Below are 12517 nucleotides of genomic sequence, written 5' to 3'. Positions count from 1 at the left end.
GCCCTGTGGACAACCCGGGGGGAGCGGCCGCCGCCGGGAACGACAAAACCGGCCCGGTGCGGACACCGGGCCGGTCAGTGCAGGTCGGCCCTCAGGTCGTGTTGTGTGGATTCTTCCGGGCTCGCGTCCACCGGGCTGCCTCTCGCCGCGCCTCTGCGCTCGTGAAGCACAACCAGGCTGAACTTCGCACATCAGCTTGCGAGAGATGGGCCGGACGGCCGCTCGCCGACCCGAAAGCCTCCAAAAAACACTCCCTAGGCGGACTGAAGCTCGTGCAGGCGCTTGGCGATCGCGCTCTTGCGGTTCGCGGCCTGGTTCTTGTGGATGACGCCCTTGCTCTGGGCCTTGTCCAGCGCGCGCGCGGCGTCGCGCTGCGCGACGACGGCCTTCTCGACGTCCCCGGCCTCGGAAGCCTCACGGAACTTGCGGACGGCGGTCTTCAGCGAGGAGCGCACCGCCTGGTTGCGGACACGGGCCTTCTCGTTCTGCCGAATGCGCTTCTTCTGCGACTTGATGTTCGCCATGCGAAAACGTGCTCCAGTTACTCTGATGATCGCGTCGGTCGAACAAGCGGCTCAACTCGCGGGCAGCCGTTCCGCGAGAGGCCAGGGTGGGCGCCGACGCCGGGTGTGTGAGTCCACGGGGCTCATATTGAAACGTGGAAGTCCGAGACACGGACTTCCAGTATGCAGCACACGGCCACCACTCGTGCACACCGGTCCCCGCGCGGACGCCGCCCGGGCCCCGCGCGGGACGTACGGCTAGGACAGCAGCCACCCGGCGGTGTACGCGGCCACGTCCGCCTCGCCCGTCTCGTCCCCGAGGTAGAACGCCACGCCGAGCGTCCTCCCTTCCGGGGGCTCCGCCTGCGTCAGACCGAGCCTGATCCCGGCGAGCGCGGTCGCGGCCGACTCGTTCCCCACCCTCGGCCCCCACTCCCCGCCGCTGTGGGTCGGCAGGCCGAAGCGCACCGCGACGTCCTCGCGGGTGCTCAGGGCGGCCAGGGACTCGGTCACCTGCCGCACCATGAAGCCCCCGTACATCGCCTCCGCGGGCATGTCCGCGCCCACCCCCGGGAGCACGACCTCGTCGGCGTGCTCGGCCATCCGGTCCAGGTAGCCCTTGGACCAGTACTTCTCCCCGCCGTCCGCGACGAACGAGGGGACCCGGCCGCCGGGCATCAGCTCCACGTGGTGCGCCTGCAGCGAGAGCACGGGATCCTCGCCCAGCTCCCCGCGCACCAGCTCCATCAGCGCGGGCATCGACGGGTCGTTCACGGTCACCGGCCGGATGTCCAGGTGGACGCCGTCGAACCCGTCCGAGGCCACCTCGGCGACGGCCGGGGCCAGGGCCTCACGCGCCTCCTCCCCGAACCGGTCGCGGATCAGCGACGAGCCGTCCGCCCCGTGCCGGAGCCACGCCAGAGGCCGCACGTCCGGGTACTCCGAGCCGAGCCACGACAGCAGGGCCGCGGTGTCCTCCACCCGCTCCACGGAGCCCTCGGCGTCGATGTCGCCCGCGTACACGTACACCGTGTCCACCCCGCCGGTGTCGAGCACCCGCTCCAGGTTCCCGGTGTCCTCCCACGAGCCCACCCACGCGGCGTCGGCCCCCTGGGACACCGCCCACGGGGCCGGCTCGCCCGAGTACTGGTAGGCCAGGAGCGCGCCCGCGCCGACCAGGACCACCGCGATCGCGGCCAGCCCGGCGAACACCCGTGTCAACAGCCACTTCACCCGATCGCTCCTCGCACGCTCCGGCCGGGCCCGGGACCCGTGCGTGAACGGCGCGTTCCCGGCGCCGGGTCACATAATCTGGACACGAACCCCGCACCCGAACCCCATACTGCCGCACGGACGGCGGTCGTCACCGGGGAGGGCGACCCCGTCGCCATGGGATGATTGACGATGCCGTGGACCCACGCCGCGGCGGGGCGGTGACGCCGCAGGCGCACACGCGACCCGGACCCCAACCTGTGAACGGAGCACGGTGGCACAGCCGAACTGGACCGATCCCGCGCTGATCCGCAACTTCTGCATCATCGCGCACATCGACCATGGCAAGTCGACGCTGGCCGACCGGATGCTCCAGATCACCGGGGTCGTCGAGGACCGCCAGATGCGCGCCCAGTACCTGGACCGCATGGACATCGAGCGCGAGCGCGGCATCACCATCAAGTCGCAGGCCGTGCGCATCCCGTTCACGGCGCTGGACGACAAGACGTACACGCTGGACCTCATCGACACCCCCGGGCACGTCGACTTCACCTACGAGGTCTCGCGCTCGCTCGCCGCCTGCGAGGGCGCGGTCCTGCTGGTGGACGCCGCCCAGGGCATCGAGGCGCAGACCCTCGCCAACCTGTACATGGCGCTGGAGAACGACCTCACCGTCATCCCCGTGCTCAACAAGATCGACCTCCCGGCCGCCCAGCCGGAGAAGTACGCGGAGGAGATCGCCGGCATCATCGGCTGCGACCCCTCCGACGTGCTCAGGGTCAGCGCCAAGACGGGTCAGGGCGTCGAGGAGCTCCTCAACGAGATCGTCAACCAGATCCCCGCGCCCGTCGGCGACGCCGACGCGCCCGCCCGCGCGATGATCTTCGACTCGGTCTACGACACCTACCGGGGCGTCGTCACCTACGTCCGCGTGATCGACGGCAAGCTCAGCCCGCGCGAGCGCATCCAGATGATGTCGACCCGGGCCTCGCACGAGATCCTGGAGATCGGCGTCAGCTCGCCCGAGCCCACCAAGGCCGGGGGACTGGGCGTGGGCGAGGTGGGCTACATCATCACCGGTGTCAAGGACGTGCGCCAGTCCAAGGTCGGCGACACCATCACCGCCCTGAACAGGCCGGCGACCGAGATGCTCGGCGGGTACCAGGAACCCAAGCCCATGGTGTTCTCGGGCCTGTACCCGATCGAGGGCACCGACTACCCGGTGCTGCGCGACGCCCTGGAGAAGCTCCAGCTCAACGACGCCGCCCTGGTGTTCGAGCCGGAGACCTCCGCGGCCCTGGGCTTCGGCTTCCGCTGCGGTTTCCTCGGCCTGCTGCACCTGGAGATCACCCGGGCCCGCCTGGAGCGCGAGTTCAACCTCGACCTCATCTCCACGGCGCCCAACGTGGTCTACCGGGTGGACATGGAGGACGGGGCCGAGCACGTCGTGACCAACCCCAGCGAGTTCCCGTCCGGCAAGATCGCCGCGATCTACGAGCCGATGGTCAAGGCGACGGTGCTCAGCCCCTCCGACCACATCGGCCAGATCATGGAGCTGTGCCAGGAGCGGCGCGGCGACCTCCAGGGCATGGACTACCTGTCCGAGGACCGCGTGGAGATGCGCTACACGCTGCCCATGGCCGAGATCGTCTTCGACTTCTTCGACCACCTCAAGTCGCGGACCAAGGGCTACGCGTCCCTGGACTACGAGCCCACCGGCGAGCAGCAGGCCGACCTGGTCAAGGTCGACATCCTGCTCCAGGGCGAGGCCGTCGACGCGTTCTCCGCGATCGTGCACAAGGACAAGGCCTACACGTACGGCGTGGACATGACCAAGAAGCTGCGCGAGCTGATCCCGAGGCAGCAGTTCGAGGTCCCCATCCAGGCGGCCATCGGTGCCCGGGTCATCGCGCGCGAGAACATCCGCGCCATCCGCAAGGACGTGCTCGCCAAGTGCTACGGCGGCGACATCAGCCGTAAGCGCAAGCTGCTGGAGAAGCAGAAGGAGGGCAAGAAGCGGATGAAGATGGTCGGCCGGGTCGAGGTGCCCCAGGAGGCCTTCATCTCTGCCCTGTCCACCGACGGCGGCGGTGGCGAGGACAAGAAGAAGAAGTAGTCCCCCGGGCCGGAGGACGACGGAGGAGGGGCGCCCCGCCGGGGCGCCCCTCCTCCGTCGTCCGCGTACGCCCGGTCCCGGGGCACGGGAACGGGGACGGGGCGCCCGCTCTTCGGGCTCCCCGCCCCCGGGACGGGCGGCGGGCCGGGACGCAGGGCCTCAGCCCTTGACGGCCCCCGCGGTCAGACCCTCGGTGATGTAGCGCTGGAGGAACCAGAACACCGCCAGGGTGGGCAGGGACAGCATGATGGCGCCGACCGCGAACATCCCGAAGTTCGCGTTCCGCTGGGAGGACACCAGCTGGTAGAGCCCGAGTCCCAGGGTCTTGGCGTCGGTGTCGCGCAGGAACACGCTCGCCATCAGGAACTCGTTGATGGTGGAGATGAACACCAGCAGGCCCACGATCGCCAGCACGGGCGTGACCAGCGGCAGCATGATCCGGAAGAACACCTGGGCGTGCGAGGCCCCGTCGATCTGCGCGGACTCGTCCAGCTCCTTCGGCACGGTGTCGAAGAAGCCCTTCATCAGCCACGTGTTGATGCTGAGCGCGCCGCCCAGGTACACCAGCAGCAGTCCCCACCGGGTGTCGAAACCGATCCCCGGGTAGTACTCGCCCAGCGTGGTGAACATCAGGTAGATCGCCACGATCGCCAGGAACTGCGGGAACATCTGGATGACCAGGAGGCCGATCAGCCCCACCCTGCGCCCCTTGAACCGCATGCGGCTGAAGGCGTACGCGGCGAGCGCGGACAGCAGCACCGTCGCGGCCGCGTTGGTGACCGCGAAGAACAGCGAGTTCGCGTACCAGGTGGTGAACGGCGTGTTCGTGAAGAGGTCCCGGGCATTGGCCAGGCTGGCCCCGGTCGGCCACAGCTGCGCACTGGACAGGGTGCCCAGCGGGTTGAGGGCGGCCGAGACGACGAACAGGACCGGGAAGATCGCGAAGGCCACGACCGCCAGCATCACCAGGTGGCGCCAGCCGAGCCGGACGGCCCACAGGGAGAACCGGGTTCCCGCACTGCGCCGGTAGGGCGTGCGCGCGGTACCGGTGGCGTGCACCGCCATCAGTCCACCTCCTCGAGGGCCTTGCTCCGGCTGAGGCTGATCACGGACATCCCGGCCACGATCAGGAAGATCATCACCGACAGCGCGGCCGCGTACCCGTACTCCGCGGTGGCCTCGTTGAAGGCGAGGCGGTAGGTGTAGGTGATGAGCAGGTCCGTGGCGCCGGCCGTCGGGTTGTCCGGGGAGAACGGGCCGCCCCGGCTGATCAGCCACACGGCGTTGAAGTTGTTGAAGTTGAACGCGAACGTCGCGATCAGGATCGGTGTCATCGCGACCATCAGCAGGGGCAGGGTGACGTTGCGGAACGCCTGCCAGGGGCCCGCTCCGTCGATCTGCGCCGCCTGCCCGAGTTCGCGGGGGATGGCCTGGAGCGCTCCGGTGGCCACCAGGAACATGTACGGGTAGCCCAGCCACACGTTGGCGAGGATCACCGCGGCGCGGGCGCTCCACCGGTCTCCCAGCCAGTCGACCTGCAGCCCCAGCATCCTGTTGAACAGCCCGAAGTCGGTGTTGAACATGTCCCGCCACAGCAGGAACATCGCCAGGGAGCTCATCGCGTACGGCAGGACCACCAGGATCCGGTACACGACCTTGCCGCGCAGTTTCGGGACGTGCAGGGTGAGGGCGACCGCCAGGCCCACCACGAACACCAGGAAGGTGACCGAGACGGCGAAGGCGATGTTCCACACCAGGATGCCGAAGAACGAGGACGCGAAGGTGGGGTTGAACAGGAACCGGGCGAAGTTGTCGAAGCCGACGCCGACCTGCCAGCCCTGCGCCAGGCGCTGCCCCTCCTCGTCGTAGAACGCGCCGCGCTCGTCGTCGGCGTGGTAGACCGCGCCGGTCTCGGAGTCGGTGACGCAGTCGCACCCCTCGTCGTAGACGCGGGTGGCCGTGCCCTCGAACGCGCTCGACAGGCCGCTGGAGCGGATGCCGGAGCCGTTGCCGGAGGGCACCGCGAACTCCGACAGCTCCTCGCTGCGGGCGTTGACCTCGGCGGGGGTCAGGATCGAGTACCCGAAGGCCTCGGTGACCTTGCCCGACGGCTCGACGGTCGCCCCGGTGAGCTCCGTGAGCCCCTCCGCGTCGCCGGCGTAGGCGGAGCCCTCGCCGTCGACCAGGAGGAAGACCAGTTCACCGGTCTCGGGAGAGCCGGTGACCGCCACGGTGAGCGTGTACTCCTGAGCACCGTCGGGGCTGCTCACGGAGTACGCCTCGATGGCGGCGATCGCCTGCTGCTTGTCGCCGCGGTGGCCGTCGCTGAGGTTCGTGACGGACGTGCTCATCGTGTAGAGCACGGGCAGGATCTGGAAGGCGAGCAGGAACAGCACGCCCGGGACCAGGTACTTGACCGGGACGGCGCGCTTGGACAGGTAGACCGCGTAGACGAGTGCGACGACGCCGGCGACCAGGGCGATGCCCGGCCAGTTGCCCGCCGCGTAGAGGGGGAGGGCCGCCCACACGCCGAGGGCGGTGAACAGGCCGAGGAGGGAGATCTTGACGAGCTGCCCGCCGAGCGAGCCGTTGCCGGCGAACCGGCCCCCGGGGAGGCCGGGGCGGGCGGGCGCCCCCTTGCCGGGGGCGCCCGCGGAGTCGGTTTTCCTTGGCGCCACCGCTACTCGCCGATCTGGTCGGCGATCGTCTCGTGGGCGGCCTCCATGGCCTCACGGACGTCCGCGCCGCCGATGATGGCGGCCTGGGCGATGCCCAGCGGTTCCCAGGTCTCGCCCATCTCGGGGATGGAGGGCATCGGCGTGCCCTCGGCGCCGGCCTCGGCGATCGCCGCGATGTTGGGGTCGTCGGCGGAGACCGCCTCGAGGGCCTCCAGCTGGACCGGGGTGCGCGGGTCGGCCTCGTAGAGGCTGAGGATGAAGTCGGTGTCCGTGACGTAGTTGGTCACGAACTCCTGGGCGAGGGCGCTGTTGGCGCTGCCCTCGGTGACGAAGAACGCCTGGTAGCCGATGTAGGGGGTGGCGGGACCCTCGCCCTCGAAGCCGGGGATGGGGCTGATCGCGTAGTCGATCCCGGCCTCGTCGGCGTCGGCGATGTTCCACGGGCCGGCGACGAAGAAGGGCGCGTCGCCCTCGTAGAACAGGACGGCGTCGTTCTCCAGGTCGATGGAGCGCCGCAGCACCCCCTCGCCGGCCTCGCCGTACTCGGCGATCCGCTCCATGGCGGCGATGGACTCGTCCGACCCCACGCCGAGGTCGGCCGGGTCCCAGTTGCCCTCGTCGTCCTGGCCGAACAGGTAGCCGCCCGCGGAGCCGAACAGGGCGTTCATCCGGAAGGGGTCGCCCTCCTGGGTGACGGCCATGGAGAGCACCTCGCTGGTGTCACCGGCGTCCTTGAGCCCGGTCCCGACCTCGACCATCTCCTCGAAGGTCTCGGGGGCGTCGGGAACGAGTTCGGTGTTGCGCATCAGGAAGATGTTCTCCTGCGAGTACGGCACACCGAAGAGCTGCCCGTCGTAGTCGAGCGCCCGGACCGAGGTCTCGTCCAGGCCCGCGGCGCTGTCGCCGGTCAGCTCGATGGGCTGGACGGCGCCGTTGCGCACCAGGTTGCCCGTCCAGTCGTGGGCGCCGATGAAGACGTCGGGCGCGTTCCCGGCCTGGTGGGCGTTGAGCAGGTCGCCCTGGATGTCGCCGAAGGTCAGGCTCTGGACGTCGACCTCGATCCCGTTGGCCTCGGCGAACTCCTCGGCGGCCCCCTGGATGGCGTCGGCGCGCTCGGGGTCGGACCAGATGACGAGGGCGCCCTCGGCCGACGCCTCGTCGCCCCCGCCCTCACCGCCGCCACCGCACGCGGTCGCCATCAGGGCGATCGCGGCGATGCCTGTCACCACTGGTGCGCTGCGGAATCTCATGGTGTGTTCCTTCCGGGAGGCCGTGCTGAGGAGGTCGCGCATGCGGTTCGCCGGTGGCCCCGGGTCCGTCGCGGGCATGCGTGGTGATGTGACGTTAGCAATAACTTGCAAGCTTTGAAAGGCTTTGCAGACTTGCTGCATAAAGATGTGGAAACACCGCGGAAACGGACGTGTGATCGCCTGCCAGGGGTAGTCGCGCGGTGACCGCCTGATGATGATATCTGTGATGAACGCTCATTTAGTCACACCATTGGGTGTGACGTGGCCGTGAGCCGTGGCGGCGGGCGGTCGGCGGCCCCGGGGCGGGGGAACGCTCCGCGTGCTCCGTCGGGGCGGAAGCCGCTTCAGGGGGAGCGCGGTCGGCGGGGGCGGGGGGCCGGCGGCGGGGCGCCCGTGCGGGGGAGGGGTGCGGGGGTGCGGCGGGGGCCGCGGGCGGGGAAGGGCGGCGCCGGTGTCCGGCGCCGCCCGCACGGCGTCAGCCGCGCAGCCAGACCGCCGTCTCGGCCGGCAGGGCCAGGGAGCCGTCGGCCGGTGCGTCCACCGGACCGCTGGACACGAGCACCTCGCCGGACGCCGCGATCCGCGCGGTCTCCCCGCCGAGGTTCACCGCGACGCGCACGCCCGGCTCACGCTCGAAGTACAGCACGCCCTCGGGGGCGTCCAGCCAGGTCATCGCGCCGTCGCCCAGGGCGTCGAGCTCACGGCGCAGCCCGAGCGCCCTGGTGTACAGCTCCAGGGTCGAGCCCTCCACGCCCCGCTGGGACGCGCGCGACAGGGCGCCCCAGCCCTCGGGGACGGGCAGCCACGGGGTGCTCCCCTCCGGGCCGAACCCGAACGGCGCGCTCCCGTCCTCCCAGGGCAGCGGCACCCGGCAGCCGTCCCGGCCGCGCTCGGTACGGCCCGAACGCTCCCAGGTCGGGTCCTGGAGCGCGTCGTCCGGCAGGTCGGTGACCTCCGGCAGGCCCAGCTCCTCGCCCTGGTACAGGTAGACCGAGCCGGGCAGGGCCAGCATGAGCAGCGTCGCGGCGCGCGCCCGGCGCAGCCCCTGCTCCCCGCCGCCGAACCGCGTCACGTGGCGGGTCACGTCGTGGTTGGACAGCACCCAGGTGGTGGTCGCGCCCACCGCGCCGTTGGCGGCCAGCGAACCGTCGATGACCTCCCGAAGGCGGGACGGGTCCCAGGGGGCGGTCAGGTACTCGAAGTTGAACGCCTGGTGCAGCTCGTCCGGGCGCAGGTAGCGGGCCACCCGGTTCGCGTCCTCGACCCAGGCCTCGGCCACCAGCGCGCGCTCGCCCGGGTAGGAGGCGGCGATCGCCGACCAGCGCCGGTAGATGTCGTGCACGCCGTCCTGGTCGAAGTACGGCAGCGTGGTGCTGCCGTCGAGCAGGTCGGCCTTGGCGCCCTCGGCGATGTCGGGCAGGCCCGGGTCCTTGACCATGCCGTGCGCGACGTCGATGCGGAACCCGTCCACACCCCGGTCGAGCCAGAAGCGGAGCACGTCGTCGAACTCGTCGTGCACCTCCTGGTGGGTCCAGTCGAAGTCGGGCTGCTCCGGGTCGAACAGGTGCAGGTACCACTGCTCGGGGGTGCCGTCGGGGCGCTTGAGGCGCGTCCAGGCGGGGCCGCCGAAGATCGACTTCCAGTTGTTCGGGGGCTGCTCCCCGTCGGGGCCTTTGCCGTCCCGGAAGATGTACCGGGACCGTGCCGGGTCGCCCGGCTCGGCGGCGACGGCCTCGCGGAACCACGCGTGGGCGGAGGAGGAGTGGTTGGGCACCACGTCGATGATCAGGCGGATGCCCAGGTCGTGGGCTGCGCCGAGGAGGGCGTCGAAGTCCTCCAGCGTGCCGAAGCGGGGGTCGACGTCGCGGTAGTCGGCGACGTCGTAGCCGCCGTCGGCGAGGGGGGAGACGTAGAACGGGGTCAGCCAGATCGCGTCCACGCCGAGCTCCGCCAGGTGGGGGAGGCGCTCCCGGATACCGGTGAGGTCGCCCTCCCCGTCACCGTTGGAGTCGGCGAAGCTGCGCACGTAGATCTGGTAGATGGCCGCTTCACGCCACCAGCGAGACTGAGGCTCCATCTTCGAGGGTCCTTCCCTGTGGCGACTGCAAGTTCTTGCGCAAGATTACCCCGAACTTTCGGCCATGTGACGACGATCTCGACTAGAGTTACGCCCATGGGTCCACGACTTGCCGACATCGCGCGGCACGCAGGCGTCAGCGAGGCCACCGTCTCGCGGGTGCTCAATGACAAGCCGGGGGTCGGCGCCGAAACCCGCAAGGCCGTCCTGACCGCCCTCGACGTCCTCGGCTACGAGCGTCCCGCACGGCTGCGGCAGCGCTCGGCCGGGCTGGTCGGCATGGTCATCCCCGAACTCGAGAACCCGGTCTTCCCGATGTTCGCCCAGGCGGCCGAGGGAGCTCTGGCCCAGCGCGGGTACACGCCGGTGCTGTGCACCCAGACCCCGGGCGGAATAACCGAGGACGAGTACGTGGAGCTGCTCCTGGAGCGCAACGTCTCCGGCATCCTCTTCGTCTCCGGCAAGCACGCCGACACCACCGCACCGCACGAGCGGTACCACGCCCTGGTCTCACGAAGACTTCCGATCGTCCTGGTCAACGGGTTCGCCGAGGCCATCCCCTCGGCGTTCGTCTCCGCGGACGACCGGGAGGCCGGAAGGCTCGCGGTCGACCACCTCGTGGCCCTCGGCCACACCCGCATCGGCTTCACCAGCGGCCCCGAGCGCTACGTCCCGGTCCGCCGCAAGCTGGAGGGCTACCACCAGGCCCTCGCCAGGCACGGCCTCGACGGGAACGACCTCGTGGAGCTGTCCCTGTTCGGCGTCGAGGGCGGCCACGCGGCCGCCGTGCGCCTGATCGAGCGCGGCGTCACCGCCATGGTCTGCGGATCCGACATGATGGCGCTCGGCGCCATCCGGGCCGCCCGCCAGCGGGGCCTGCGCGTCCCCCAGGACTTCTCCGTCGTCGGGTACGACGACTCCCAGCTCATCGCCTTCACCGACCCCCCGCTGACGACCGTCCGCCAGCCGGTCAACGCGATGGCGCTGGCCGCGGCGCGCGCCCTGTGCGACGAGATCGCGGGGCACCCCGTCTCCCACACGGAGTTCATGTTCGACCCGGAGCTGGTCGTGCGCGGCTCCACCGCCATCGCCCCCGACCGGCGGAGCGCGTCCGGGCGGGTGGACCCTCCCCGCGGCCCCCTCCCGCAGCTGGCCGCCTCCCCGGCCCACGCCAACCCCTGACCCGGCCGGACCCCGGCCCCCTGCCCCGCCGGGGACGACGGCGTCCGCGGTCCCGGACGCGGCAGGACCCCTGCCGCGGCTGCGCCGCCCCCGCCCGGGCCGCCCCGGAGACCGCTCCCGCCCCGCGCGGGCGGGAGACCGGGCCGGATGACGCCCCGGCGCCGGGCCCTGTGTCCCATCTCTCCGTGCCCCGCGCCCCGGCCGGGGCGCGTCCCGGCGACGGTCCGGCCGGGGCACGCCGCAGTGTCGGTGACACTGGAGGCATGCCATCCGTTGCCCTCGACGGCGACCCCGTACCGCGTACCGGGGAACTGCCCGAAGCCTCCCTCGCCGAACTCGGCGGGCAGCCGCTCGGGTTCTACGTCCACGTGCCCTTCTGCGTCACACGCTGCGGCTACTGCGACTTCAACACCTACACCGCGGAGGAGCTCGTCTCCCGGGACGGGACCGCCACGGCCTCGCGCGCCACGTACGCCGACCAGGCCGTCGCCGAGGTCGCGCTGGCCGACCGGGTCCTGTCCGGCGCGAGGCCCCCGGTCAGCACCGTGTTCGTCGGCGGCGGCACGCCGACCCTGCTGTCCGCCGAGGACTTGGGCCGGATCGTCGCCGCGGTCCGCGACCGGTTCGGGTTCACCCCCGGCGCCGAGGTCACCACCGAGGCCAACCCCGAGACCGTCACGCCCGAGTACCTGGTCCGGCTGCGCGAGGCCGGGTTCACACGGATCTCCTTCGGCATGCAGAGCGCACGCCCGCACGTGCTGAAGGTCCTGGAGCGCGGCCACACCCCCGGACGCCCCGAGCAGTGCGTGGGATGGGCCCGCGAGGCCGGGTTCGACCACGTCAACCTCGACCTGATCTACGGCACGCCGGGCGAGACGGACGACGACTGGCGGGCCTCCCTCGACGCCGCGGTCTCCGCCGGCCCCGACCACGTCTCCGCCTACTCGCTGATCGTCGAGGAGGGCACCCGCCTCGCCGCCCGGGTGCGCAGGGGCGAACTCACCGAGCCCGACGACGACACGATGGCCGACCGCTACCTGATGGCCGACGACGTCCTCGCCGGGGCCGGGTTCACGGCCTACGAGGTGTCCAACTGGGCGCGCACGCCCGAGGGGCGCAGCGCCCACAACCTCCTCTACTGGACCGGCGGTCACTGGTGGGGCGTGGGGCCCGGCGCGCACAGCCACGTCGGCGGCACCCGCTGGTGGAACGTCAAGCACCCCGCCGCCTACGCCGCCCGCCTGAACTCGGGCGACAGCCCGGGCCAGGCCCGCGAGGTGCTCACACGGGAGGAGCGGCGCTTCGAGCGGATCCTGCTCGAACTGCGCGTGGAGCAGGGGTGCCCGCTGGACCTGCTGGAGCCGCACGGGCGCGCCGCGGCCGAGCGCGCCGTCGCCGAGGGCCTGCTGGAGGCCGGCGCCCACGGCGCGGGCCGCGCCGTCCTGACCCGCCGGGGGCGCCTGCTCGCCGACGCCGTGGTGCGCGACCTCACCTGAGGG

9 protein-coding genes are annotated in these 12517 nt (G+C 71.3%); 3 read left to right on the top strand and 6 right to left on the bottom strand.

Features of this window, described 5'->3' with window-relative positions; genetic code table 11:
• Positions 1 to 254: 254 nt before the first annotated feature.
• Positions 255 to 524 (bottom strand): 30S ribosomal protein S20, encoded by a 270-nt coding sequence (rpsT, locus tag ACQPYD_RS25180; RefSeq protein ID WP_433697974.1) that lies wholly within the window; start codon positions 522 to 524, stop codon positions 255 to 257.
• Between the two features lie 237 nt (positions 525 to 761).
• On the bottom strand, positions 762 to 1736 hold the full coding sequence (locus ACQPYD_RS25175) for a hypothetical protein (protein WP_433697973.1): 975 nt from the start codon (positions 1734 to 1736) through the stop codon (positions 762 to 764).
• 253 nt (positions 1737 to 1989) lie between these two features.
• Between ACQPYD_RS25175 and lepA the strand changes: the two genes are divergently transcribed.
• Positions 1990 to 3831, top strand: coding sequence for a translation elongation factor 4 (gene lepA, locus ACQPYD_RS25170; RefSeq protein WP_433697972.1), 1842 nt, complete (start codon positions 1990 to 1992; stop codon positions 3829 to 3831).
• A 159-nt stretch (positions 3832 to 3990) separates the two neighbouring features.
• Here the strand turns inward: lepA and ACQPYD_RS25165 are convergent, their stop codons facing one another.
• The 4 genes from ACQPYD_RS25165 to ACQPYD_RS25150 form a co-directional block, all read right to left on the bottom strand.
• Positions 3991 to 4896 (bottom strand): sugar ABC transporter permease, encoded by a 906-nt coding sequence (locus ACQPYD_RS25165; protein WP_433697971.1) that lies wholly within the window; start codon positions 4894 to 4896, stop codon positions 3991 to 3993.
• Positions 4896 to 6509 carry an ABC transporter permease subunit gene (locus ACQPYD_RS25160; RefSeq protein WP_433697970.1) on the bottom strand — a complete coding sequence of 538 codons (1614 nt, stop codon included), beginning with the start codon at positions 6507 to 6509 and terminating at the stop codon, positions 4896 to 4898. The genes ACQPYD_RS25165 and ACQPYD_RS25160 overlap by 1 nt, the downstream gene beginning before the upstream one ends.
• Before the next feature lie 2 nt (positions 6510 to 6511).
• Positions 6512 to 7759: a sugar ABC transporter substrate-binding protein gene (locus ACQPYD_RS25155; RefSeq protein WP_433697969.1), complete on the bottom strand. Its 1248-nt coding sequence runs from the start codon at positions 7757 to 7759 to the stop codon at positions 6512 to 6514.
• Between the two features lie 475 nt (positions 7760 to 8234).
• Positions 8235 to 9836 carry a glycoside hydrolase family 13 protein gene (locus ACQPYD_RS25150; RefSeq protein WP_433697968.1) on the bottom strand — a complete coding sequence of 534 codons (1602 nt, stop codon included), beginning with the start codon at positions 9834 to 9836 and terminating at the stop codon, positions 8235 to 8237.
• 96 nt (positions 9837 to 9932) lie between these two features.
• Between ACQPYD_RS25150 and ACQPYD_RS25145 the strand changes: the two genes are divergently transcribed.
• Positions 9933 to 11018, top strand: coding sequence for a LacI family DNA-binding transcriptional regulator (locus ACQPYD_RS25145; RefSeq protein WP_433697967.1), 1086 nt, complete (start codon positions 9933 to 9935; stop codon positions 11016 to 11018).
• Between the two features lie 263 nt (positions 11019 to 11281).
• Positions 11282 to 12514 carry a radical SAM family heme chaperone HemW gene (gene hemW / locus ACQPYD_RS25140; RefSeq protein WP_433697966.1) on the top strand — a complete coding sequence of 411 codons (1233 nt, stop codon included), beginning with the start codon at positions 11282 to 11284 and terminating at the stop codon, positions 12512 to 12514.
• The last annotated feature ends 3 nt before the right edge of the window (positions 12515 to 12517 follow it).

The organism is Nocardiopsis sp. CA-288880, from assembly GCF_050955985.1.
In the GTDB taxonomy this organism is placed as follows: domain Bacteria; phylum Actinomycetota; class Actinomycetes; order Streptosporangiales; family Streptosporangiaceae; genus Nocardiopsis; species Nocardiopsis tropica.
The sequence above is the reverse complement of the archived record's forward strand: the minus strand, read 5'-3'. Positions and strand labels throughout refer to the sequence as shown.

Bases quoted from the DNA above. Each gene is read 5' to 3' on its own strand.
- rpsT (WP_433697974.1), bottom strand. From the start codon at position 524: ATGGCGAACATCAAGTCGCAGAAGAAGCGCATTCGGCAGAACGAGAAG.
- ACQPYD_RS25165 (WP_433697971.1), bottom strand. From the start codon at position 4,896: ATGGCGGTGCACGCCACCGGTACCGCGCGCACGCCCTACCGGCGCAGT.
- ACQPYD_RS25155 (WP_433697969.1), bottom strand. From the start codon at position 7,759: ATGAGATTCCGCAGCGCACCAGTGGTGACAGGCATCGCCGCGATCGCC.
- ACQPYD_RS25150 (WP_433697968.1), bottom strand. From the start codon at position 9,836: ATGGAGCCTCAGTCTCGCTGGTGGCGTGAAGCGGCCATCTACCAGATC.
- ACQPYD_RS25145 (WP_433697967.1), top strand. From the start codon at position 9,933: ATGGGTCCACGACTTGCCGACATCGCGCGGCACGCAGGCGTCAGCGAG.
- hemW (WP_433697966.1), top strand. From the start codon at position 11,282: ATGCCATCCGTTGCCCTCGACGGCGACCCCGTACCGCGTACCGGGGAA.